This window comes from Gilliamella sp. wkB112 (genome assembly GCF_001690685.1).
Classification (GTDB): domain Bacteria; phylum Pseudomonadota; class Gammaproteobacteria; order Enterobacterales; family Orbaceae; genus Gilliamella; species Gilliamella apicola_J.
Map to the genome: position 1 here is coordinate 77,657 of NZ_LZGL01000017.1, position 23,056 is coordinate 100,712.

21 protein-coding genes are annotated in these 23,056 nt (G+C 34.5%); 6 read left to right on the forward strand and 15 right to left on the reverse strand.

The window, feature by feature from the left end; translation table 11 throughout:
• Nucleotides 1–3: 3 nt before the first annotated feature.
• From A9G12_RS07045 to corA, 4 genes are all read right to left on the reverse strand, one after another.
• The gene (locus A9G12_RS07045; RefSeq protein ID WP_065565150.1) at nucleotides 4–426 is read right to left on the reverse strand and encodes a YcgN family cysteine cluster protein; all 423 of its coding nucleotides are present in this window, start codon (nucleotides 424–426) and stop codon (nucleotides 4–6) included.
• Complete coding sequence (locus tag A9G12_RS07050) at nucleotides 423–671, reverse strand: YcgL domain-containing protein (RefSeq protein WP_081299690.1); 249 nt, start codon at nucleotides 669–671, stop codon at nucleotides 423–425. Before A9G12_RS07050 ends, A9G12_RS07045 begins: the two co-directional genes overlap by 4 nt.
• Nucleotides 672–699: 28 nt before the next feature.
• A complete protein-coding gene (locus A9G12_RS07055; protein WP_065565151.1) occupies nucleotides 700–1,659 on the reverse strand; it encodes a glucokinase in 960 nt (319 codons plus the stop codon).
• Nucleotides 1,660–1,781: 122 nt separating this feature from the next.
• The gene (corA, locus tag A9G12_RS07060) at nucleotides 1,782–2,723 is read right to left on the reverse strand and encodes a magnesium/cobalt transporter CorA (protein WP_065556855.1); all 942 of its coding nucleotides are present in this window, start codon (nucleotides 2,721–2,723) and stop codon (nucleotides 1,782–1,784) included.
• A gap of 216 nt (nucleotides 2,724–2,939) precedes the next feature.
• Between corA and A9G12_RS07065 the strand changes: the two genes are divergently transcribed.
• Complete coding sequence (locus A9G12_RS07065; RefSeq protein ID WP_065565152.1) at nucleotides 2,940–3,458, forward strand: single-stranded DNA-binding protein; 519 nt, start codon at nucleotides 2,940–2,942, stop codon at nucleotides 3,456–3,458.
• Between the two features lie 118 nt (nucleotides 3,459–3,576).
• Nucleotides 3,577–4,239, forward strand: coding sequence for a MarC family NAAT transporter (locus tag A9G12_RS07070; RefSeq protein ID WP_065565153.1), 663 nt, complete (start codon nucleotides 3,577–3,579; stop codon nucleotides 4,237–4,239).
• Between the two features lie 72 nt (nucleotides 4,240–4,311).
• Here A9G12_RS07070 and A9G12_RS07075 read toward each other — a convergent pair whose 3' ends face one another.
• The 11 genes from A9G12_RS07075 to ptrA all read right to left on the reverse strand — a co-directional run bounded on the left by A9G12_RS07075 (nucleotide 4,312) and on the right by ptrA (nucleotide 17,691).
• Entirely contained in the window at nucleotides 4,312–5,004 is a 693-nt protein-coding gene (locus tag A9G12_RS07075) for a DUF2461 domain-containing protein (protein ID WP_065565154.1), read from the reverse strand.
• Nucleotides 5,004–5,771 carry a 3-deoxy-manno-octulosonate cytidylyltransferase gene (gene kdsB / locus A9G12_RS07080; RefSeq protein WP_065565155.1) on the reverse strand — a complete coding sequence of 256 codons (768 nt, stop codon included), beginning with the start codon at nucleotides 5,769–5,771 and terminating at the stop codon, nucleotides 5,004–5,006. Before kdsB ends, A9G12_RS07075 begins: the two co-directional genes overlap by 1 nt.
• An 18-nt stretch (nucleotides 5,772–5,789) precedes the next feature.
• Nucleotides 5,790–5,987: a Trm112 family protein gene (locus tag A9G12_RS07085; RefSeq protein ID WP_065565156.1), complete on the reverse strand. Its 198-nt coding sequence runs from the start codon at nucleotides 5,985–5,987 to the stop codon at nucleotides 5,790–5,792.
• A 3-nt stretch (nucleotides 5,988–5,990) separates the two neighbouring features.
• On the reverse strand, nucleotides 5,991–6,998 hold the full coding sequence (lpxK, locus tag A9G12_RS07090; RefSeq protein WP_065565157.1) for a tetraacyldisaccharide 4'-kinase: 1,008 nt from the start codon (nucleotides 6,996–6,998) through the stop codon (nucleotides 5,991–5,993).
• A gap of 76 nt (nucleotides 6,999–7,074) precedes the next feature.
• On the reverse strand, nucleotides 7,075–9,384 hold the full coding sequence (locus A9G12_RS07095) for a DNA internalization-related competence protein ComEC/Rec2 (RefSeq protein ID WP_081299691.1): 2,310 nt from the start codon (nucleotides 9,382–9,384) through the stop codon (nucleotides 7,075–7,077).
• A 283-nt stretch (nucleotides 9,385–9,667) separates the two neighbouring features.
• Nucleotides 9,668–9,958 (reverse strand): integration host factor subunit beta, encoded by a 291-nt coding sequence (gene ihfB / locus A9G12_RS07100; protein WP_065565158.1) that lies wholly within the window; start codon nucleotides 9,956–9,958, stop codon nucleotides 9,668–9,670.
• Nucleotides 9,959–10,055: 97 nt separating this feature from the next.
• Nucleotides 10,056–11,738, reverse strand: a complete 1,683-nt coding sequence (gene rpsA / locus A9G12_RS07105) for a 30S ribosomal protein S1 (RefSeq protein ID WP_065565159.1) — start codon at nucleotides 11,736–11,738, stop codon at nucleotides 10,056–10,058.
• Between the two features lie 115 nt (nucleotides 11,739–11,853).
• On the reverse strand, nucleotides 11,854–12,534 hold the full coding sequence (cmk, locus tag A9G12_RS07110) for a (d)CMP kinase (RefSeq protein WP_065565160.1): 681 nt from the start codon (nucleotides 12,532–12,534) through the stop codon (nucleotides 11,854–11,856).
• Nucleotide 12,535: 1 nt separating this feature from the next.
• Nucleotides 12,536–13,816 carry a 3-phosphoshikimate 1-carboxyvinyltransferase gene (gene aroA / locus A9G12_RS07115; RefSeq protein WP_065565161.1) on the reverse strand — a complete coding sequence of 427 codons (1,281 nt, stop codon included), beginning with the start codon at nucleotides 13,814–13,816 and terminating at the stop codon, nucleotides 12,536–12,538.
• 22 nt (nucleotides 13,817–13,838) lie between these two features.
• On the reverse strand, nucleotides 13,839–14,711 hold the full coding sequence (locus A9G12_RS07120; protein WP_065565162.1) for a helix-turn-helix domain-containing protein: 873 nt from the start codon (nucleotides 14,709–14,711) through the stop codon (nucleotides 13,839–13,841).
• A 100-nt stretch (nucleotides 14,712–14,811) separates the two neighbouring features.
• Nucleotides 14,812–17,691, reverse strand: coding sequence for a pitrilysin (ptrA, locus tag A9G12_RS07125; protein ID WP_065565163.1), 2,880 nt, complete (start codon nucleotides 17,689–17,691; stop codon nucleotides 14,812–14,814).
• Between the two features lie 480 nt (nucleotides 17,692–18,171).
• Here ptrA and A9G12_RS07130 point away from each other — a divergent pair, with 480 nt between their 5' ends.
• From A9G12_RS07130 to A9G12_RS07145, 4 genes are read left to right on the forward strand one after another with little or no spacing between them, the layout of a single operon-like run.
• A complete protein-coding gene (locus A9G12_RS07130; RefSeq protein ID WP_065565164.1) occupies nucleotides 18,172–19,365 on the forward strand; it encodes a YaiO family outer membrane beta-barrel protein in 1,194 nt (397 codons plus the stop codon).
• Nucleotides 19,353–20,300, forward strand: a complete 948-nt coding sequence (locus A9G12_RS07135) for a HEAT repeat domain-containing protein (RefSeq protein WP_065565165.1) — start codon at nucleotides 19,353–19,355, stop codon at nucleotides 20,298–20,300. The genes A9G12_RS07130 and A9G12_RS07135 overlap by 13 nt, the downstream gene beginning before the upstream one ends.
• A complete protein-coding gene (locus tag A9G12_RS07140) occupies nucleotides 20,293–21,720 on the forward strand; it encodes a glycosyltransferase family 2 protein (RefSeq protein WP_176701751.1) in 1,428 nt (475 codons plus the stop codon). The genes A9G12_RS07135 and A9G12_RS07140 overlap by 8 nt, the downstream gene beginning before the upstream one ends.
• A 1-nt stretch (nucleotide 21,721) precedes the next feature.
• Nucleotides 21,722–23,017: a hypothetical protein gene (locus tag A9G12_RS07145; protein ID WP_065565166.1), complete on the forward strand. Its 1,296-nt coding sequence runs from the start codon at nucleotides 21,722–21,724 to the stop codon at nucleotides 23,015–23,017.
• The last annotated feature ends 39 nt before the right edge of the window (nucleotides 23,018–23,056 follow it).

The window sequence follows — 23,056 nt, forward strand, 5'->3', positions numbered from 1 at the left end:
CTTTTAGATAATATGATCTTCCCAACATATTACATCTTTTTCATAAACAATCCGATTTTTAACCGAAATTTTTAATTTGTGCATCTGTTTTTTATTACCTGTAATGAGTGGGTGCCATTCAGGTAAGTGACCATGATCTGAAAAATAGCGATAACTACAAGTTAGTGGTAACCATTCAATGGTAAAAAGATTTTTACGCGTTAATTTAATACAATCTGGTTCATAATCAAATCGATTATGATAGTGCCGACATTGGCAAGTATTTGAGTCTAATAAATTACAAGCAACATTGGTATATAAAATTTCATCAGTATCTTCATCGATTAATTTATTGAGGCAACATTGACCACAACCATCACAAAGCTGTTCCCATTCTTCATCAGTCATTTGGTCTAAAGTTTTATATTCCCAAAATGGCTCAATCATACTTTGAAATCATCTTCCGATAACATTTGTAAAAAAAATCCATCATTTCTTATTTTTTGTTCAATTTCATCAGAACTACCAACCACAAAACGTCTTTTACCATCGAGTAATACCTTCATAACAAATACTGGAGTACCAAAAATTGAAAGTATTTTTTCAGGAATTGCCGAAAAATCGTTCTCATTTTCCATATACAAATAACAATTTTCTTTTTTAGTACTGCGATAAATGTAACACCACATCATAAAATAATATCCTTACAACCCTCTATCATCAGTTAAGACTATTTTGTAAATACACACCAGCACCTAGTAAGCCAGGATCTTCATGAGTAATAACATAAACTGGTATTTCTTTCATTAAATATGACATTCGACCTTTATTTTCAAATGCACTTCTAAATGGAGAGGATTTAAAAAACTCAATAAACCGTGGCACAATACCACCTGCAATATATACTCCACCTTGAGTATTAAGTGTTAACGCCAAATTACCACCAAAACGTCCCATGAAAGTGCAAAAGTAAGTTAATGTTTGTAAGCAAATTGGGCAACTATTTGCCAAAGCTCGTTGCACAATAACTTCTGGTGTAATTTCAACAAACGTTTGGTTATTAATTTGCAATAACGCTTGATATATATTCACCAAACCACTACCAGATAAAAAACGCTCAGTTGATACACGCCCAAACTTTTTACGCAATTGCGCTAAAATACTATCTTCCTCTGCATTGGTCATAGGTAATTCAGTATGCCCACCTTCACCAGATAAACTAATCCAATGTTGGTTAACCTTAATTAAATGAGATACTCCAAGCCCAGTACCTGCTCCATAAATCGCAATCGGATAGTCTTGATTGGGTTTTGCACCGCCAATTTTAACTAAATCTTGTTGTGTTAATTTAGGGATCGAATAGGATATAGCCGTAAAATCGTTAATAACCTCTAGCTTAGTTAAATTAAGCTGTTTAATTAACTCTGAACGAGAAAATGACAAATCATTATTAGTCATATTAACCACATCTTCATCACCGATAGGACAAGCGATAGCAATACAAGCCTTATCAATTTGTACAGATTGTGCTTTGATATAATCTTTAATCAAAGTTAATAATAACGCATCTTTAGCAATCACTATTTTAGTTATTGCAGATAACTCATTAGTAACTAAATTATATAGTGCAAAACGGGCATTGGTACCACCGATATCGGTTACTAGGGCATATTTATTCATGTTTTACTCTTATTAAACAATCGATTCATTGATTAAAATAACTATTATAGCTATTTGCTACTATAGCCTAATAGGCAATATTGTGAATACTGGCTCTAATGTTAATTATATTTGGCTTTAATCTATAACCATTTTTTGAGTTTAAAATAAATATAGGGTGCCACACCTGCCAATAACATTAGAATTAAAGAAAATGGATAACCATATTCCCATTTTAACTCCGGCATAAATTCAAAGTTCATCCCATAGGCAGAAGCAACCACTGTTGGTGGTAAAAATACCACTGACACCACCGAGAAAATTTTAATAATTCGACTCTGTTCAATATTAATAAAACTGGTTGCAGCCTGCATGAGGAAATTCACTTTTTGGAATAGTGACTCGTTATGCGGCACTAGTGATTCAATATCGCGAATAACTTCGCGGGCTTGCTCTAGTTGATCTACTGGCATTTTTGCCCGACGGACCAAATAGTTAACAGCACGCTGACTATCCATTAAACACAAGCGGACTTTCCATGCCGTGTCTTCAAGTTCAGCTAATGAGGTAATAGCTTCGTCATAATGCTCTTGAGCCGAACGATCCATAATAATTAAACTAAGTTCTTCAAGTTCACTATATATATTTTCAATTTGATCAGCTAACTGTTCGACTTTTACTTCAAACAAATCCAGTAATACTTCATAGGGATTACCATCATTCATTCCTTGGTAACGAGACCGCATACGGTATAAACGAAATGCAGGTAAATCACGTTCACGTAACGTAAACAAACGACCATTATGTACTGTAAAGGCCACGGTTGAGTTACCAGCACGATCTTCGGCATCTTCATAAAAAAAGAATGAGTGAACGTGCAAACCTTCATTATCTTCAAAAAAACGAGCTGATGCTTCGATGTCATCAAGTTCTATACTCGTTGCTAAATTTTGTCCTAAATGAGTTAAAACAAAATCGCGATCGGCTTCTTCTGGTTCAATTAAATCAATCCAGGTCGCATTATTTATATCGCCTTCATTAATTTTCACTAATTGTTTGTTTTTTAGTCCAAACGCATTAATCATAAGGCCTCCTTTGAGGAAAATTCTTTAGCACATTGCATCAACAAATGTGTGGCATTATACTCGTTATAGCAATAAATTCCTATGTCTAAGCCAATCTTTCTATATATTTTCAAATTGAAGACTATATTCCAATATTAAATTAAAATCGATGATGTTAATTCCGTCTCATGTTACAATACCTAACTTATATATTTGTGCAATTTTTAGGAGTTTATAATGGCAAACCGAGGAATAAATAAAGTCATTTTAGTGGGTAATCTAGGCCAAGATCCAGAAGTTCGTTACATGCCAAATGGTAGTGCTGTAGCTAATTTTAGTGTGGCCACCTCTGAATCATGGAAAGATAAACAAACTGGTGAAAATCGTGATCGTACAGAATGGCATCGAGTAGTTGTCTTTGGTAAATTAGCTGAAATTGTTGGTGAATATGTAAAAAAAGGCTCTCAAGTATATATTGAAGGTCAATTACAAACTCGCAAATGGCAAGATCAATCTGGTCAGGATCGTTATACAACTGAAGTGGTCGTTAATCCTATCGGTGGTTCTTTGCAAATATTAGGTTCACGTGGTGGTAATAGTGAAGGTAATGAGAGTTCACAACACTGGGGACAAAGTGCTAATAATGTTTCAACAGCACCAGCAACAGCAGCCCACGCACCAAATCAATCTGCACCGACATCTCAACCAAAAGCACCTGAACCACCAATGGACTTTGATGACGATATTCCTTTTTAAATCATCATTTCTATATTATTTAATATTGGGCGTCATTACTATTCGCCCATATATCATATTTTGCTTATTTCATTTATAGTTATGCAAATTTTTTGGTTTTTAGGTATTAAATAAATCTATGTTAGAGCTTATACAAACTGTTGGCTTTGGGTTAATTTTATTCATTCCATTAACTAATCCGTTAACGACGGTAGTGTTGTTACTTGGTCTGTCCGGTGATATGACCAACGAAGAGAGAAACTACCAGTCAAAAATGGCTTGTATTTATGTATTTATTATTATGGTTGCTTCATTTTATTGCGGCCAACTAATTATGAGCACTTTTGGCATTTCCATACCCGGATTACGAATTGCCGGAGGTTTAATTGTTGGGGTGATTGGCTTTAGAATGCTTTTCCCACAGCAACCATCGCATAGAACCTTGGAAGCCGATGCTAAAAAGAAAGAACCATCAAATAATATTGCCTTTGTACCATTAGCTATGCCAAGTACAGCTGGACCAGGAACCATTGCCATGATTATTAGTATGGCTTCCACCGTAAATAATGGTGGCTATGATGTTTCAACTTGGGTCGTTTATACAACGTCAATTTTAGTACCATTACTGTTATGCATTATTCTATGGTTTTGCATGCGTAGCGCTGGCAGTATCATGCGTTTTATGGGGAAAAGTGGTATTGAAGCCACTTCCAGAATTATGGGATTTTTATTGGTATGTGTTGGTACACAATTCATAATTAATGGCATCAAAGAATTAATTTTGAATTTTCCCAATATTTAGTTTTTAAGATTAGATATTACAATTTTATTAAACTACTGCATATTCAATAAGTAACTTGTAATTGGATAACCATTATAGTTTAGGGATATTTTTAATCATTTCCACCCGCATAAAATAATCATAGAGTGGTACTAACTGTTTAAACCCTTTGGCTAATTTGTTAGGTAAATCAGCATTAAGCACATCATCAATTTGTTGATTACTTACCATAACCGCTAGATTTTTACGATTGTACCAAGTTGCTATTTTTTCATCCTGCTGTTTAATTAACGGGCGTTTATAACTTTCACCAACCAATGTAAATGGCTTTCTAACACAACGGATAACCTGTAAAAATTTAGCAGTATCATTTAAAATCTCTTCTCGGAAGATATCCATAGTTTGCTTGGATGGGCAGTAATAACCAAGTCCATATTGATAACTATCCGGGCTAACCTCAAAAAAATAAGCGGGTGCCTCTTTCCAATCACGATTGGGGCGTTTAAACGTCAACCATAAACGACTTCGGTATAAAGATTTATCGTGAGAAAAACGCGTGTCACGATAAATGCGAGATATGGTTTTACCAATTGCCGGACGAGTTTCAAACCATTCATCTATTTTAAGCATTGTAGGAGTCAATTGTTCAACAAGTAATCGAAACGGTTTGACCAAATCATTATCATAAACCGCACGATGTTCTTCAAACCAAGATCGGCTATTATTAATCCAAGCATCTTGAAGAAAATTGAGTCCAGCCTGAGTAAATCCGGTAAATTGTGCCATTATTGCTCCTTAAATAATGCCCTTACATTTTCTAAGTCTTCTTGCGTATCCACGCCAATTGCAGGTGATTGTTTAGCTACTTCAACATGAATTTTTTCACCATACCAAAGCACTCTAAGTTGCTCTAACATTTCGATCTGCTCAAGCGCTGAGGGTGTCCAACTAATATATTTACGGATAAAACCTGCACGGTAAGCATAAATACCAATGTGACGCAGATAAAAATCACCAATACTGGTTTGCTTATACAAATCGGTGGCTTTAGCAAAGCGATCACGCTCCCATGGAATAGTGGCCCGGGAAAAATACAATGCATAGCCATCTTTATCTGTAACAACTTTAACCGCACCTGTGTTAAAGGCTTCCTCAACTGACGTAATTGGAACTGCCAGCGTGGCCATGCCAGTTTTATATTGCACTAAATTGGTTGCTACTTGATCAATAATAATAGGTGGAATTAAAGGTTCATCTCCTTGAACATTGACAATAACTTCATCATCTGCAAATTGATAAGCATTAATTACTTCGGCTAAACGCTCTGTCCCGGAATTGTGTTTATCACTAGTAAGAATAACTTCACCACCATAACTTTTAACTACATCAAAAACTTGCTGATGATCAGTAGCCACAATTACCCGGTTAGCCGATGATTTTTGGGCTTGTTCCATTACGCGCACAATCATAGGTTTACCATGAATATCGGCCAAAGGTTTAGCGGGCAAGCGACTTGACGCATAGCGAGCAGGGATAATAACTGAAAATTTCATAACTAAAGCCTTAATATTCTATTCTTGAGTGATTGAGGTTGATGCTAAAGGTTGAACTAGTGGCTGAGCTTCATTTTCGAGTAACACTGGTATGCCATCTTTCACTGCATAAACCAGCTTATCAGTTTGGCAGATTAACTGCTGGTGCTCGGCATCATATTGCAGTTCACCATGACATTTAGGGCAAGCAATAGCGCTAAGGAGTATTGGTTTCATTTTTTATTCTCTTGGTGATTTTATATTAGTTAATAATGAACAAACCTGATCTACTGCCGCACTTGGCAGTACCGCATCTATCGGCAAATACCACCAATTCGGTAATGCAAATTGTCGACATTTTACCGCATCTTTTTCCGTCATTAAAAGCGTTTGTTCATTACTAGCAATATTAGTCAGCAATGTTGAAGTGAATTTTTGATGATCAGCAAAAGATGTGGTTTTAACAACATCTGCTTTGAGAGTAGTTAGCATAGTAAAAAAGCGTTGTGGATTACTAATTCCCGCGATAGCACAAATATTATGCAAACTAGTTAATTCTCTTTTTTCTTGGGTTAATAAATTCACCGCATACAATGGTGTTAATTGCATAGTATAGGTTTTATTGGGGTATTGTTTGACAAGATTATTCGTACTATCACCATTGATTATAATTAAATCGACAGATTCTAACCTATTAGCTCGTTCACGCATAGGGCCGGCCGGAATCCACCAACCATTACCAAACAAGCGCTTACCATCAACAACAACCACTTCTACATCACGAGCTAATGCATAATGCTGCAGACCATCATCAGTCAAAATTACATCTAATTTATGTTGATTTAAAAGTAATTGTACTGCTTGGCAACGATTAGGTGCTACGGCTACTGGAACTTTAGTTCGTTGATAAATCAGTACCGGTTCATCACCAGCTTGTTTGGTTGTAGTATTATCATTCAACAATAACGGATAAACATCAGCCTTACCACCATACCCCCTCGACACCACACCAACGCGCATGCCTCTGGCTGTTAACACCTCAATTAAACTAATCACTAAGGGCGTTTTACCATTACCACCAGCAGATAAATTACCAATAACCACAATGGGTACTGGCGAACGCCAAGACTTTAAGATACCACATTGGTATAATTTACGCCGACTACTAGCAATCAAACCATATAACCAAGAAAATGGTAACAGTAACCAAAATAAGTGATTTTTACCGTACCATAATTTTTCTATCATAACTTAATTTTCACTCTTAATATTTGGTAATGTATTAAAATTGGGATATTTACTCATCACCTGAAGATTACTTATTTTACTCATAAATCGGCAAACTACCAAACCAATCATGATACCATCTTGGAGTTATTTGTGTACGCATGGTTTTTAAACTCCAGTCGTTTTGCCGAATCAATAAACTAATTTGCCCTGATTTAGCCGTGACATGGTAAGGTAAATGTAACTTTTGATAACGAGCAATAACTTTTTGGGCTGGTAACTTCCATGGATTATAACGAGAGGTACTAGCAAAAGAAAAATTTGGCGCCACATAATTTAAAAAAGCATAACTAGAAGAAGTCCCACTACCATGGTGAGGCATTTGCAGGAAAGTTGACAATAGTTTTTGTTGATATCTGGATATTAATTGATATTCTTGATTACGCTCTAAATCGCCAGTTAACAATACCTTAAAATGACCATCACTAACTTGGATCACGCAAGAATCTTCATTCTGGGCATAATCAACTAAATTATCAGGCCATAACACTTGCAAAGTCAAATTTTGCCAAGTCAAACTATTACCTGAGATACATGGATAACTATTATTCAATTTTGAGGATGAACTCATTATCCATGCTTTAGGATAAAGTTGTTGTAACTCTGATAATCCACCAATATGGTCATTATGTTGATGACTAATGATTATGCCTTGTACTTCTAAATTATGCCATTGTAAAAATGGAATAATAACGCGTTGCATCGCTGAACTCGTTTCCCATTTGGCACCAGTATCATAAATAATTGCTGAATTACCATTATGCATAACCACTGCTAATCCATGCCCAACATCTAAAATATCCAAGCGCCATAAAAAATCTTGTTGTTTAAAAAACGGCGTAACTAAAATTATCAATATCACTAATAAAGTCATAAAAAAACGACGCCAACATTCAGTACGTATAACTATGATTGCTAACCAACCACTCAGGCTTAATAAAAAACTATTAGTTGGGATATTAAACCAACCCCAGTTAACCTGATTTAAACAATAAAATAACCATTCAAGTGACTGTTCAGCAATAAACCAACATCCTAAAGCAATATAGAAACAATCGATTAAACTAAACAACAATGCTAATAAAATGGCTGGGAAAGTTAACAATAAAATAATTGGAATCGCGATTAAATTAGTCAATATTGATACCAGACTAATACCATGAAAAACCCAAAGCTGGATGGGTAACAAAAGCACTATTAGACCAAATTGTAAATGTAAAAGTCTGACTAAATACCAGCGTTTTTGACGTTGCATAAACTTTGGTAATGGTAGCCATTCATAGAGAAAAAGTAAGCTCAACACCGCATAACATGAAAGCCAAAAACTGTCAGATAAAATCATTAAAGGATCAAATAACAATAAAGCAGCAATGATACGATTAATCTTCTGCCACGAACTAATTTGATAATTTTGAAAGCGCAAATAAATCCAAACAGATAACGCAACAATAGCTCGCAATGCAGGAGGATTAAGTCCAGTTAGCCATGCATAAAAAAATGCACCTAACCAACCAAACACCACAGGTATACTATAATAAATAAAACGTTGTGAAACAAAAAATAAAGCTAGCTTGCAAATAAATGAACACAACATAAACACCATTACAATATGCATACCGGAAATTGCCATTAAATGGGCTACCCCAGTTTGCAACATAATGTGACGGTTATCATTATCTATATGCGAGCGATCTCCAAAAGCTAATGCCAATAAAATGTCCCGATAAGAGAATAAATTAATATAGAGTAAAGCTTGGTTAACCACCTTCTGCTTTATATTATATTCGGCACTTAACAACTTAGCTGACACTACCTTGGCTGTTAATAAGTTCCGATTAGTAATGGAAAAACGTTGACTATCAAAACCACCTTGATTCAAATAGCTAGGTACCACTTTAGTTTTTAATTTTAACTGCCAATCTTGCCCTGCCATCGGCATATCTGGCTGCTCCCAGTAAACTGAAATCGGAATGGTAGAAGCTAATGGATAATTATCTATATTAAAAATATCAAATTTTATATAGTAGGAGGATGATTGCGTAAATTGTTCATGGGTATTTAGGCTGGTAACTTTAGCTTGTACTATTACTGTTTTATCAATATAAGGAATTGTATTAGTTAAATATTGTTTTGAGTAAGCAGTTGACCATAAAAAACTTAATACAAACACAGCAATCACTACCCGATAATGACAGAATTTATTGGGCACGATCAATACCCAAATAACTAAAATACCTGCCAGTGAATACCACTGATTATTAGATGGTAATACCACTAACCACATTAATGGCAAACAACCTAACGAAAAAACAAGAGCTAGCAAATCAAAGGAATAAAATTGACGCATTGTTATTATCGTTAACAACTAAAAATAAATAATGCTAAAGCCTAACATGCAGTTATTAACAAAAAATAATCTAAACTAATAATTTGGAGCTAACTTCCAGTTTAATCGGTTTTGAAAGTTTATTTAGTTATTTTATTTCAACAACATTTAATTAATAGTTAGAATTTGGATTTAAATTAATATGAATTGAGTATATTGATTTGGAGTAAACCACGGCAGTAATCTGAAAACAACAAAGCCTTTGATGCAACTCAAAGGCTTTTAATAAACTTAAGTATAACTATTATGCTTTCACAGCATTGTTAACTCTTTCACGCAATTCTTTACCCGGTTTAAAGTGTGGTATATATTTATGTTTAACTTCAACATTACCACCTGTTCTTGGGTTTCTTGCTTTACGTGGAGCTCGGTAATTTAAGCTAAAACTACCAAAGCCACGTATTTCGACACGATCGTTACTTTCCATAGCTAAAATGATCTGTTCAATTATATCTCTAACAGTATCATCCACTAGTTGCACAGGAAGGTGTGCCCGCCAGCTTACTATCTTTTCTGCTAAATCCGATCTGTTCATGGTCACTCCTTTTTATATATGTGGCATACATTTTTTCTATTTTATACCACAAAAGAAAAAGAGGGCAAGCCCTCTTTTTCTTTTAGAATAAATAATTTTATTCAGTTTTTGAAGCAGCCTTGAATGCTTCAGCCATTGCATTAGTAAATGACGCGTCTTCTTGAGTCGCAGTATTGTTTACAGCAGCAAGAGCTTCTTTTTCATCAGCTTCATCTTTAGCACGAATTGATAATGAAATTGCACGTGTTTTGCGATCAATATTAACGATTTTCGCTTCAACTTCGTCACCAACGCTCAACGCGGTTGTTGCATCTTCAATACGTTCACGAGCAATATCTTGAGCTTTTAAGTAGCCTTCGATACCATCTGTGATTTCGATAGTAGCACCTTTAGCCTCAACAGCTATGACTTTACCTTTAACAATTGCGCCTTTTTTATAGTTACTTGCAAAGTTATTGAATGGATCATCTTCTAATTGTTTAACACCTAGAGAGATACGTTCACGTTCTGCATCAACTTGTAACACAACGGCTTCAATGTCATCACCTTTCTTATAAGCTTTAACAGCTTCTTCACCTGGTAAATTCCAAGAAATATCAGAAAGATGAACTAAACCATCAATACCACCCTCTAAGCCGATAAAGATACCGAAATCAGTAATTGATTTGATCTTACCACTAACTTTATCACCTTTATTGTGTGATTCAGCAAATTGTAACCATGGATTTGGTTTACATTGTTTAAGACCTAGAGAAATTCGACGACGTTCTTCATCAATTTCAAGAACAATCACTTCAACCACATCACCTAAGCTAACCACTTTAGATGGGTGAATATTTTTATTAGTCCAATCCATTTCAGAAACGTGAACTAAACCTTCAACGCCTGTTTCGATTTCAACAAAGCAACCGTAATCAGTTAAGTTAGTTACTTTACCAGTTACTTTAGTACCTTCAGGGTAACGTTTAGCGATTGAAACCCAAGGATCTTCACCTAATTGTTTCAAGCCAAGTGAAACGCGTGAACGATCTTTGTCAAATTTAAGTACTTTAACTAGTAATTCTTGACCAACTTCAACCACTTCACTTGGGTGTTTAACACGTTTCCAAGCCATATCAGTGATATGTAGTAAACCATCAACCCCACCAAGATCAACGAAAGCACCGTAATCAGTAAGATTTTTGATAATACCTTTAACTTCAGAACCTTCTTGTAGATTTTCAAGAAGTTGTTCTCTTTCTGCGCTATTTTCAGATTCAATAACTGCACGACGTGAAACCACAACGTTGTTACGTTTTTGATCTAATTTAATAACTTTTAATTCGATTTCTCGGTTTTCAATATGAGAAGTATCGCGTAATGGACGTACATCTACAAGTGAACCTGGTAGGAAAGCACGTACACCATTAAGATCAACCGTAAAGCCACCTTTAACTTTACCATTGATTACACCTAAAACTGTTGCAGCATCATCAACTGCTTTTTCTAATGTTAGCCACGCTTCATGGCGTTTAGCTTTTTCACGAGATAAAATAGTTTCGCCAAAGCCATCTTCAATTGAGTCAAGCACGACATCAACTTCGTCGCCTACTTGTACTTCTAATTCGCCTTGGGCATTTTTAAACTGCTCTACTGGAATTGCTGATTCAGATTTTAAACCAGCATCAACTAACACTACATCTTTGTCGATTGCAACGACAGTACCACGGATCATATTACCAGAGCGAGTGTCTAGTTGATTTAAAGACTCTTCAAAGAGTTGAGCAAAAGATTCAGTCATATTTATTTACTTACTTAAGTTTACATTAACGTCCACATTACATCCTGTCTTGTGGGGTTGTTTACGATACTCCACTCATCCTTGTAATGGAGCTTGGTTCGCTAAATAAGATTGCTTACTTGGCGAGTTTTTCAGTTGTGTACATAATAGCTTGATTAAAAACATCTTGAATCGAAAGTGATGTAGTATCAATTACCAGTGCATCTATTGCAGGTTTTAACGGCGCTACGGGGCGATTACGATCGCGCTCATCACGCGCAGTTATATCTTGCAAAATTTCGGCGAATTTAGCACGATTTTGCTTCAGTTGCAACTGTTTCATGCGTCTTTCTGCTCGAGACTCAGCACTAGCGTCTAAGAAAATTTTTACCGGCGCATCCGTAAACACTACCGTACCCATATCGCGACCATCTGCTACTAGCCCTGGAGCTTGCCTAAAATCACGTTGACGCTGTAATAAAGCAGTTCTTACTTGAGTGAGTGACGCTACTTTAGACGCAGCGCCTCCTGTTTCTTCAGTACGAATATCTTTTGATACATCAATGCCATTTAATAAGACTTTAACTTCTGCTGTTGTTGAATCAAACATTAACGGCAAATTAAGTGCCAACCTAGCCAGTTGTTCTTCATTATCAAGAGCAATATTATTTTGTAAAGCGGATAAAGCTAGAACCCGATAAATAGCACCAGAATCTAACAGGTGCCAATTAAAATGATTAGCTAAAGCTTGACACAATGTGCCCTTACCCACTCCACTCGGTCCATCAACGGCAATAACCGGAACTGTTTTATGCATTTTATTCTTCACTTAAACGTTTAAATTGTTCAAAATAATCAGGAAAAGTCTTCATGGTACATTTAGGGTCTAAAATCGTTACTGGCGTATCCGATAATGCCACTAATGAAAAACACATTGCCATACGGTGATCGTTATAAGTCTTAATTTCGGCGTGCCTTAATTTAGCTGGGGGAACAATAGTAATATAATCCCGCCCTTCATCGACTGTCGCCCCAACTTTGCGTAATTCAGTAGCCATCGCGATTAAACGATCGGTCTCTTTAACTCGCCAATTATAAATATTGCGAATTGAGGTTGACCCTTTAGCAAATAACGCTGTAGTCGCGATAGTCATCGCCGCATCAGGGATATGATTCATATCCATATCAATACCATGGAGTTCACCTTTGGTACATTCAATATAATCATCAGCCCAAGTAATTTTGGCACCCATTTTTTCTAATACATGGGCAAACTGGGTGTCACCTTGTAAACTTTTTTTACCAATCCCCGTAACTCTAACTGTTCCACCTTTAATTGCTGCTGCCGCTAAAAAATAAGAAGCTGATGAAGCATCACCTTCCACTAAATAATCACCTGGTGATTGATAGTTTTGTTGACCTTTAATCACAAAATTTTGATAATTATTATTAACTACGGACACCCCAAAAATTGCCATCATTTTAATGGTAATATCAATATAAGGCTTCGACACTAAATCACCAATAATGCTAATCTCGGTATCATTAGTTGCTAATGGCGCTGCCATTAATAGCGCAGTTAAAAATTGGCTGGAAACAGATCCATTAACTTCAATTTTACCACCAACAAATCCACCATGAATATGCAACGGTGGGTAACCGTCATTTTCAAGATAATCAATCTTGGCGCCACCTTGTCGTAGGGCATCGACCAAATGACCGATTGGCCGTTCTTGCATACGTGGTTCACCGGTCAAAATTATATTATTATTCCCTAAACATAAAGCCGCAGTTAGTGGGCGCATAGCCGTGCCAGCATTACCTAAAAACAACTCTAACGCATGTTGCGTTTGCAATATGCCGCCATGACCTTCAATATCACAAATGGTACGGTCATGAGATAATTGATAATTCACACCTAGTGCAGCCAAAGCATCAAGCATGTAACGCACATCATCACTATTGAGCAAATTAGTTAAACGGGTCGTCCCTGTACTCAGGGCAGACAATAATAGTGCACGATTAGATACGCTCTTAGAACCGGGTAAATTAATGGTACCATTAAATCTTTTTATAGGTTGTAATGTTAAGGATAACATGCTGACTCTCTTTAATATTTTTTTAAAATCTTTCTAGTGTAGCTTTTAACAAATCAATAGCTTGATGATCTTTAGCACTATTTTGCCATAACTTATCAAATAAATGTCGATAGCGCTTAATTGCATCATTAGATGAGGTAATCGATGCGATACCAGTAGTAACATTAGGTAGTTCACCTAATCGGAAAGGACTCATTGCCAGCGATATTGGTTGTTCATCACGATAAAAAATTTGAAAAGTGATAGATGGAATAGCTTCTTGAGTAATAGCAATAGTTGGGGCGAAAGATTGTTGTTCTAGTAATTCAATTAAGTGAAAAACCTCTTTGCGTGCTAATAACATTCGTTCAGATTTTTTACCTGGTGAAATAGTTAAATTACCGACCAAACCAATATGTAAAAAACGTTCTACATTGCGTAAACTAATCAAATTAATAATTTTTGGCTCTGACTGATAAAACTGCTTTTTACGTTCTTTTAAAATTGATAATGTAACAGAATAATCAGGTTTAGGTTGTAACCCACTTGATTCATCTAACATTAAAGCTAAATGATTCAAGTAATCGGGTGAGGTTAATAAAAAAGAAAAAGGATCAAAATGCGAATAGATATGGGTTGATTGCTGTTCTAACTGCCGCATGCGTTCAAAAAAACCTTCACCACTCGAATAATATTCAGTATCAATACCAAGCAAACTAGCCAAGGAAGTATCTAATAAAAGGGCTAACCTTTCTAAGGTCTCAATTTTAACAATCTCGCCTTTTTCTAAACGATAAACCGCAGCTCGAGAAATTCTAAGACTTTCTGCCACATCTTCAGCCTTTAATGAAGCAGCAATACGATAAGCACGTAATCGCTGCCCAATAGCACAATAATCAATCGATCCTGTAATCATAATCCACTCAATGTATACGAGTTTTTGGCAGTGTATCATAAGGCGATAACAATGCCAATTTTTGTAAAGATGTTTCAGGCTAGCTATACGTTTACATATATTATTTTAATAAAACATCCTGTAATACTGATGCATTTTTGAATTCTGTAAACTCTGTAATAGCTTGTGGCTGTTTAGCATCATCTGAAGATTTACCTAATACTTGTGAAGCCAACACTAATCCTTTTGATTCCATTACTGAATGTTTATAAAAATCGATCAAATCTTGCTGAGTGATTTTTTTGAGTTGAGCTATTTTTTTATTTCGAGAATCAAAAGTAAAGCGGGAATTTTGATAGTCTGGCATATAACGACTAAACTCTTCGTCTAATGTTTGCGGTGGCATATTTAATTCATCAAGTACGGCTTTTTTGTATTGCTCAATATCTTGTTTAGACAATGCTTGTAACTTACTTAGCATAACAGGATAAAATTCTTGATAACGTTTAAATAAATATGCTGGATCATACTGATTACTTTGCACAATAAAACTCATCCCGGCAAAATCACCTACAGTCACAGGACCAGCAAATACAGCATAGCCTAGTTGCTCATTAGTACGTAATTGATCAAAAAACCATGGTGATATCATTTTAGACAAAGTATAACTTAACATACCGCTACTGATTCTATCGTAGCCAGTAGGAATATAACTCATCATCAAAGCATGATCCGTGCTTTTAGCTTGCTGAGTAATTTTAGCAGCTAACGAATTTTTAATTTTAACATTATCAATCGGTGTAAATTCAACATCTCGCACTAAGTTTTTTTGAATAGAATGATAAAGATCTAAAGAATTTTCATTAGACAAGTTACCCAAACTAATCATATAAGGAATTGAACGAGTAAGTAAATTATCACGGTAAGCTACAATATCTTCAATGCTAATATTAGCGGTAATTTGGCGTTTTTCATCCCGTTCATAATAACGCGGTAATACTGACAACGCATTAACCGGCTGAACCGCTAGCCAGTAACTTTTAGCATATTCAGCTTTATCAAGTTCTTGCAGATACCAAGATTTAGCCAAAGCTAAAGTTTGTTCATCAATAGTAACATTACGATAACTATCAAGTACTGCGGTAACCATTTTTGGTAAATGTTGACTAAAACCACTTGCTGAAATCATCAAGCCACTATCATTGCCAGTAGATAATGAAATTCCCGCAACCCCTGCTTGAAATTGTAAATTATCTAAATTTCGGCCAACAATATAATCAAGTAATTTAAAGGCGACATCTGATTTGGCCGATGCAAAAGCTTGATTATTACGTAACGAAACTACAATAGCGGCTTTAGGTTCATTTTTAAAATACTGGCTAACAAAATGGATATGATTACCACGTTTACTAAATTCAGCCGGTTGAGCCTGATTACTATTTTGCTTAGTAATTGAAAAATCATCAGGAATAAACGGATTTAACTCAGGTAGTGAAAATGAATAAGATTTACCTAACTTTAGCCAATTCGCTTTTTGTTCAGCAGTAATATTATCGACTTTATAAGGAGCTTCGACAAAATAAGCCATTTTGTTAGTGGTTTGATCTGGCGAAATCACCCAGATTCTGACATTATCTGGAGTTAAGCTTTTTAGGCGAGTAATGATTGCTGTTTTATCTAAATTAGTAGCAATATAATCAGAATTTAACACATTTTTTACCGGATATAACAACATTTGATCTGATAACCATTCTACATACGACATATCACGGTTAATATCTTCATATTTAAATTCTAATGCTAAAACTTTCTTTAGCTCCTCATAATAAGCATCAGTAATGCCTTGTTTTTGAATTAATTGTAAATAATTGAAAATAGCAGCAATTACTTTATCTTTTTGAGCTAGTCCGTCATCAGTTAAACTCACATTAATACTGAACATACCACTGTTACCATAACGGATTGGATCATTAGTTGCACTAATACTCTCAATCAAACCTTGTTTTTGTAACAAATCAAACACTGTATTTTGACTACGGTTACTCAGCAAATAAGCAATATATTCATCACTCTTATCAGCAAATTTAGCTAGATTATTTTCTATTGGAAATTGTAAAAATAACAATTTTTGTGGTTGAGCTGGTACCATTGCAATTTGTTTACTCAGTACATTTGGCGTGATTGCTGGCTGATCAATTTTAGGTACGGTGATATTTTTATTCGGAATTTTACCAAAGGTAGTTTCTGCTAATTTAGTTAATTTACTCAAGGTTTGATTACTATAAATCACGCCCACCATGATATTGGCAGAATAATAGTCGTTATGAAAATTAACTAATGCATCTTGTAATTTACTGCTTGGTTTGTTACTTAACGTTTGTAAATTACCACCTGAAAATTGGGCTGCTGGGTGTTGTTGATTTATGGTTTCAGAATCAACTTGACCAATTCTAAAACCATCATTCGATCTTGCCATAGTCATTTCGGCATTTACCGCATTACGTTCTTTATCAGCAAAACTGGGATCTAACTTAGGCTCGGCAATCGCATCGGCTAAATAATCAAGAGCAGTATCTAATGCACTATTTTCAACTTCAAAATAAAAAGCAGTTCGATGAGGGGCAGTACTAGCATTGTAACTACCAGAATGACGGTTCAAAAACTGTGAAAAACTCGCTGGCTCTGGATATTTAGTCGATCCCATAAGTACCATATGTTCGGTATAATGAGCTAGACCTTGCTGATCTTTAGGATCTTGCAGAGACCCTACCGGCAATGCTAATGATCCCAAAGATTGCACCGCATTTGGGTCCGAAACTACTAACACCCGCATTTTATTTGCCAATTCAATTACTTCATATTGACGATTGTCGCGATCACTCTGTTGCACTTTCTCCAATAAAACGGGATGTGTGAGCTTATTTTCACTCGCAAAGGATGAATCAAAAATAATAAACGTTAGTACTATAAAAACAACAAGTTTAATCTTTATCTTATGCATATAATCTTCCACAAAAGAGAATAAGTAGTGTATTTTGAATTTACTATATTAGGGATGGCGCAATGAAACAAACATAATCTATTAGTTAAATCTAATTAACAATAAATATTTTATAATATTAATGTATTTTGCTGATAAGTTATACTATAATTTACTCGTCAAATAATGATATATATAAATTTTATATTCAGTTCAATATAGTAATAAATTGTTTACAATTTTTATGTCTTAAAAATAGCATTCGCTATCGTATCTATATAAGTACAAATTAGCACCATTAAATAGTGGCTCCAATCGACTCAATGTTGTTTGAGGATATAGCTAACATTCATTGATTCGTATGTAGGAAAGGACAAAATTAATACTTTGCTAAATTTCCTATATTGTTCTCGTCGACACAATCGACAGAATAGAAAGTTGAATAGTAATTAAGTACAAACACACCATACCAAACAAAATATAATGTATTAAGGTTATTCTATGTATCATAAATTAGTCTTAATTATTAGTATGTTAATGTATAGCTATTCGTCCATAGCTAATACAATCAATTATAATGATAATGCGGTTAAAGCTGATCTACTATTGAAAGAAAGCCTTGAAGCTAAAAAATCGCAGAATTATGAACTTTCACTATCAAAATTAGAAATTGCTCGCCAATTATCGCCGACTAATTCTGATATTCTTGTTCAACTAGGCTTTAATTATTATGCTCTCGGTAAATTAGAACCGGCAAAACAAGCTTTTGAACAAGCTTTATCTATTGCTCCTGACTATGTCGATGCTCAGTATGGACTTACAAGTATTGTATTAGCACAAAATAACGATCATCCGGATAAAGCCGAGGCTTTATTGGAGCAATATTTAAAAAAATCGCCCAATGACACTCAATTACTAGAATTAAAAAACGCAATACAAGCTGTCAAAGATTCTATCCATAATTGGGAATTTAATCTGGCTGGTACTCACAGTCGCTTATCAAATTCTTATGCGACTTGGAATGAATTAGAGACTTCTCTTGCCTACAAATTATCAAAGAAAAATACCATTGTAGGGCATTTTGTACAGTCTCATCGTTTCCATATGGATGACCAAAAATATGGCAGCACACTATGGCATACTTTTAATGATAGGGCCTACGGTTATTTTACTGGTTTAGTCTCTTCGTCAAATAAGTTTTTTGCAAAGTATACCCTTGCAAGTGGGGGGGATTATACTTTATTCAATTCAACCAATGATAACATTAATTCATTTCATATCACCTTAGATTTGAAACTTGATCACTATGATGATGGCAACATTAAAACTATCTCCCCTGGCATAATTCAATATTTTTGGGACGATAGATTATCTATATCAGGAATATGGTTTAATACCTTCGACCAAAATGAAAACCATATGAATGGATTTTTAGTAAAACTAACTAGCTCTCCAACTGAAAAATTACATTTATTTGCTGGTTACTCAGATTCGCAAGAAACATCTGATCGTTCTAGTGGTTTTAATGAATCTCTGATAAAAGTAAAGACCAGATTTGCAGGATTATCTTATGATATATCTAATCTAATTACCTTACAGCTAAACTATTCTGACGAAGACAGAAAACAAAAAACATATAACCGTAAATTGTATAACAAAAAAAACTTAGGGTGTGGCATAAAATGGATATTCTAATACGGTATGTCAATATTTATAATGGAAGTTTAGTGGTAACTAGTATTGTCGTGCTATTTGTCACAGCTTTGATTTATAGAATACAAAAAAGACGGCATCGGCACAATAGTCGACTTAAGTTAAAATTAATTGAATCCTATAACAAAAGCATAAAATTCAATGATTCGAGCATCTTCGTAAATACTGTTTCGGAAGCGTTACCGTCGGGTTCTATGACGATGATTGCTTCATTTTTTGCCAAAAAAAAATGCCATGAATTACATAATTTTATCCCTTTATTTGCAAAAGAAACATTTCAAAAAAAATTACGTCAGTTATTAAAAAAAGGGAATGCACAACAACGAATTGAAGCGGCGAATATGTTGTCATATTATCCTTGCGAAAAAACATTAAAAGCTTTAAGAAAAGCTTGTTCAGATCATAGGCAAGAAGTTGCTGTTGCTGCTGCTTTAAGTTTATTAAATAGCGATCCAGAAGTATCACTTGCACAACTAATTATACAACTCTTTAATTCTACGACACAAAAAGGACTATTCTGCTTTCTAAGACTTGTTCCATCTAATACTCTATTACATCTTGAGTCTCAATTAATTATTGAAGAGTCTATAAGTCCTGATAATGCTTTACTTGCAATGTTAATAGAAATTTCCAACAACTTTATTATTCCATATGTAACTTTTGCTAGAGAAGATCAGCGCGACTATATGCAATCACTGTTTGAAATATTATTAGGATTGCAATACAAAGCATCTGGAGTTATTCATAGTTGTTACATACTAAACTTTATCAATGAATTTTGTTACCAAGAAAAAATATGCAGCATACAAAAGTTAATTACAGAATATTTTAATTTTGAAAGCAAACTATTTGTCTGCTTTCTTGATGAGCATGAAAATACCTCTAAAAATCAAACCATTGGACAATATTATGAATGACTATGTATACAACACATTAATTGTAAGTATGGATATTATTGTTTTCATTATTGTATTAATTGGACTGCTACAAGTTTTAGTTTATTTTATACAACTTATCGTTGCTTTATACGTTTTAGTTGATAACCCTAATAGAGATCGTAAAATACAAAGCACATATAATAATGATGGTTTCTTACACCCGATCACTATTATTTTGCCTGCATATAACGAAAGCGTAACCATTATCGATAGTATTGAGTCTATGCTTGCATCAAATTACCCCAATGTAGATATGATCGTGGTCAATGACGGTTCTACTGATAGAACTTTCGAATTAATTAATCAATATTTGGAACTTGAAGAAATTGAGCACGATTTAAATAATACAGAATTAAAACAACTGCCACATGCAAGAATTAAAGGTGTTTATATTTCACGTAAAGATAGTCGTCTTCGCGTTATAGACAAAGAGAATGGTGGAAAAGCTGATGCACATAATGCAGCTATCAATTTAAGTCGAGCACCTATTGTTTGCCTATTAGATGCTGATTCAATCCTTGCCCCTGATGCACTAACTAATGCTATTGTTCCTTTTATTGACGACCCTAAAACTATTGCTGTAGGAGGCACAATACGCGTTGCCAATAGTTGTTTGATCCATAAAGGATTAGTAACCAAAATTAAGTTATCTAAAAAGTATATTGTACAACTACAAGCTCTGGAATATATGCGCTCATTTCTAATGGCAAAAGTCGCATGGAATCATTTTAAAACACTACCTGTTATATCAGGAGCGTTCGGTTTATTTCGTCGTGATTTTGCTATTAGAGTGGGAGGATTCTCTGTAGGTTCTATGGGTGAAGATTTTGATTTCACAGTAAAATTGCATAAATATATTTATGATTCCCATGTTGACTATAAAATAAAATTTGTGCCCACAGCAATTTGTTGGACACAAGTCCCAGAAAAATGGAAAATATTACAAAACCAACGTATTCGTTGGCATATAGGTGCATTACAAACATTTTTTCATTTCAAAAATTTAATGCTTAGGCCCAAATATCATAGAGTAGGTTTTGCCTTATTGCCTTATTCGGTGCTAACTGATATTATAGGCCCGCTAACAGAGTTTTTCGGTTACCTACTCTTACCTTTCTTCTGGTATTTTCAAATAGTTAATGGGAATATAATAGCTTCCTATTTTTTACTTGGCATTTGCTACAACATATTAATTAATTCTGTTGCTATAGCGATCGATGGATTATTGTTAAAGGGATTAAATAAAACAAGATATTTAATATCGCTGTTTTATATATCTTTGTTAGAAAATTTTGGTTATCGACAAATTTGTTTATATTGGAAACTTAAAGGGTTTCTTCGATTAAGAAAAGGTAAAATATCTTGGGGGAAAATGGAGAGGGTCAAGTTTGATAAATAGTATGAGTATAATTCGAAGTATTTTTTTATTTATAATCAGTTTTTACGTTAGTTCTACTTTTGCTACTGACCTTTTCTTATGTAAAGCAATTGATGGCACCTATAAAATACTATGGGCATTACCTAACGACAATTCACCAGAATGTGAAAAAAAAATAGTTTCAAGCGAAACTGAAAATGTCATTTTCACATCAATTTCACCCAAACAAGATAAAAATTACAACATTATTTTATCTGGTTCAGATAAAAACAATGTTTTTAAACCAACTACTGCAATTGAAACCCAAGAAACCATGTTAAATCAAAATAAGAACATTGATAAACAATTGGTTAGTATCCATCGTATCCAATCAAAAAGCCAACAAACTTCGTCAAAATCATTAGTTAATTTAGCGATGTGGAACTGGGAAGCAAGTACTTGGCTTAACTATCCAGAAAAATTCATAAAAACCGTAAAATCTAAAGGTATTGACCAAATTTATCTTAAATTATCAATCGATAATGACAAAATTGCCGACGAAGAACAATTAATTGAACTATTAGATATTGCCGCTAATAATCAGATAAAAATTATTGCTGTTGAAGGTTCGCCAGACATGGTGATTGAATCTGGTTTAAAATATGCTATTGAGCGTAACCAAGTTATTAAACAATTTTGTCAAGCTCGTAAAGACAAACCTTGTCTTGCTGGAATTCAATATGATATTGAACCCTATATTCTAAAAGAATATAACCAAGATCCCAAAGCAACTTGGCAATTATGGAATAATGCAATAAAAATGTTGAGTCAATCTTGGGGTGACAAAATTGAAGTAGTTATACCCTTTTGGTTACGCAATATAGATAATGGTGAACAAATTGTACAAGATATTGCACCTTATACTTCAAAATACATAGTTATGGTTTACCGCACAGATTATGATCTAATTTACAATCTTAGTACAGATTGGTTATCTTGGGGTGATAAAAATAGCAAAAAAATTACGATTGCACTTGAAAGTGGAATACTTGATGATGAACTTGAAAAATTTTATGTTCCTAGCAAAACCTATGGGGAAATAGAAAAAGTAGCATTTAATGATAAGGACGTTATTTTATTAAATAAAGAAAAACTTACCAGCGATAATGCAATTTATACCTATTCCGCTAGTTCATTAGAAAAATCTGATGCCAAAAACCATATAATCAGTTTTATGGGGAAAGAAGATAACTTGTTCAAAACAGTTAATTTATTAGCAGATGTTTTTCCTGAATGGAGTTCATTTGATGGCATTGCTTTGCATGGACTAAATTTTTAACCAATACCAAAAGAGCTGGCCAACCAGCTCTTTAATTCT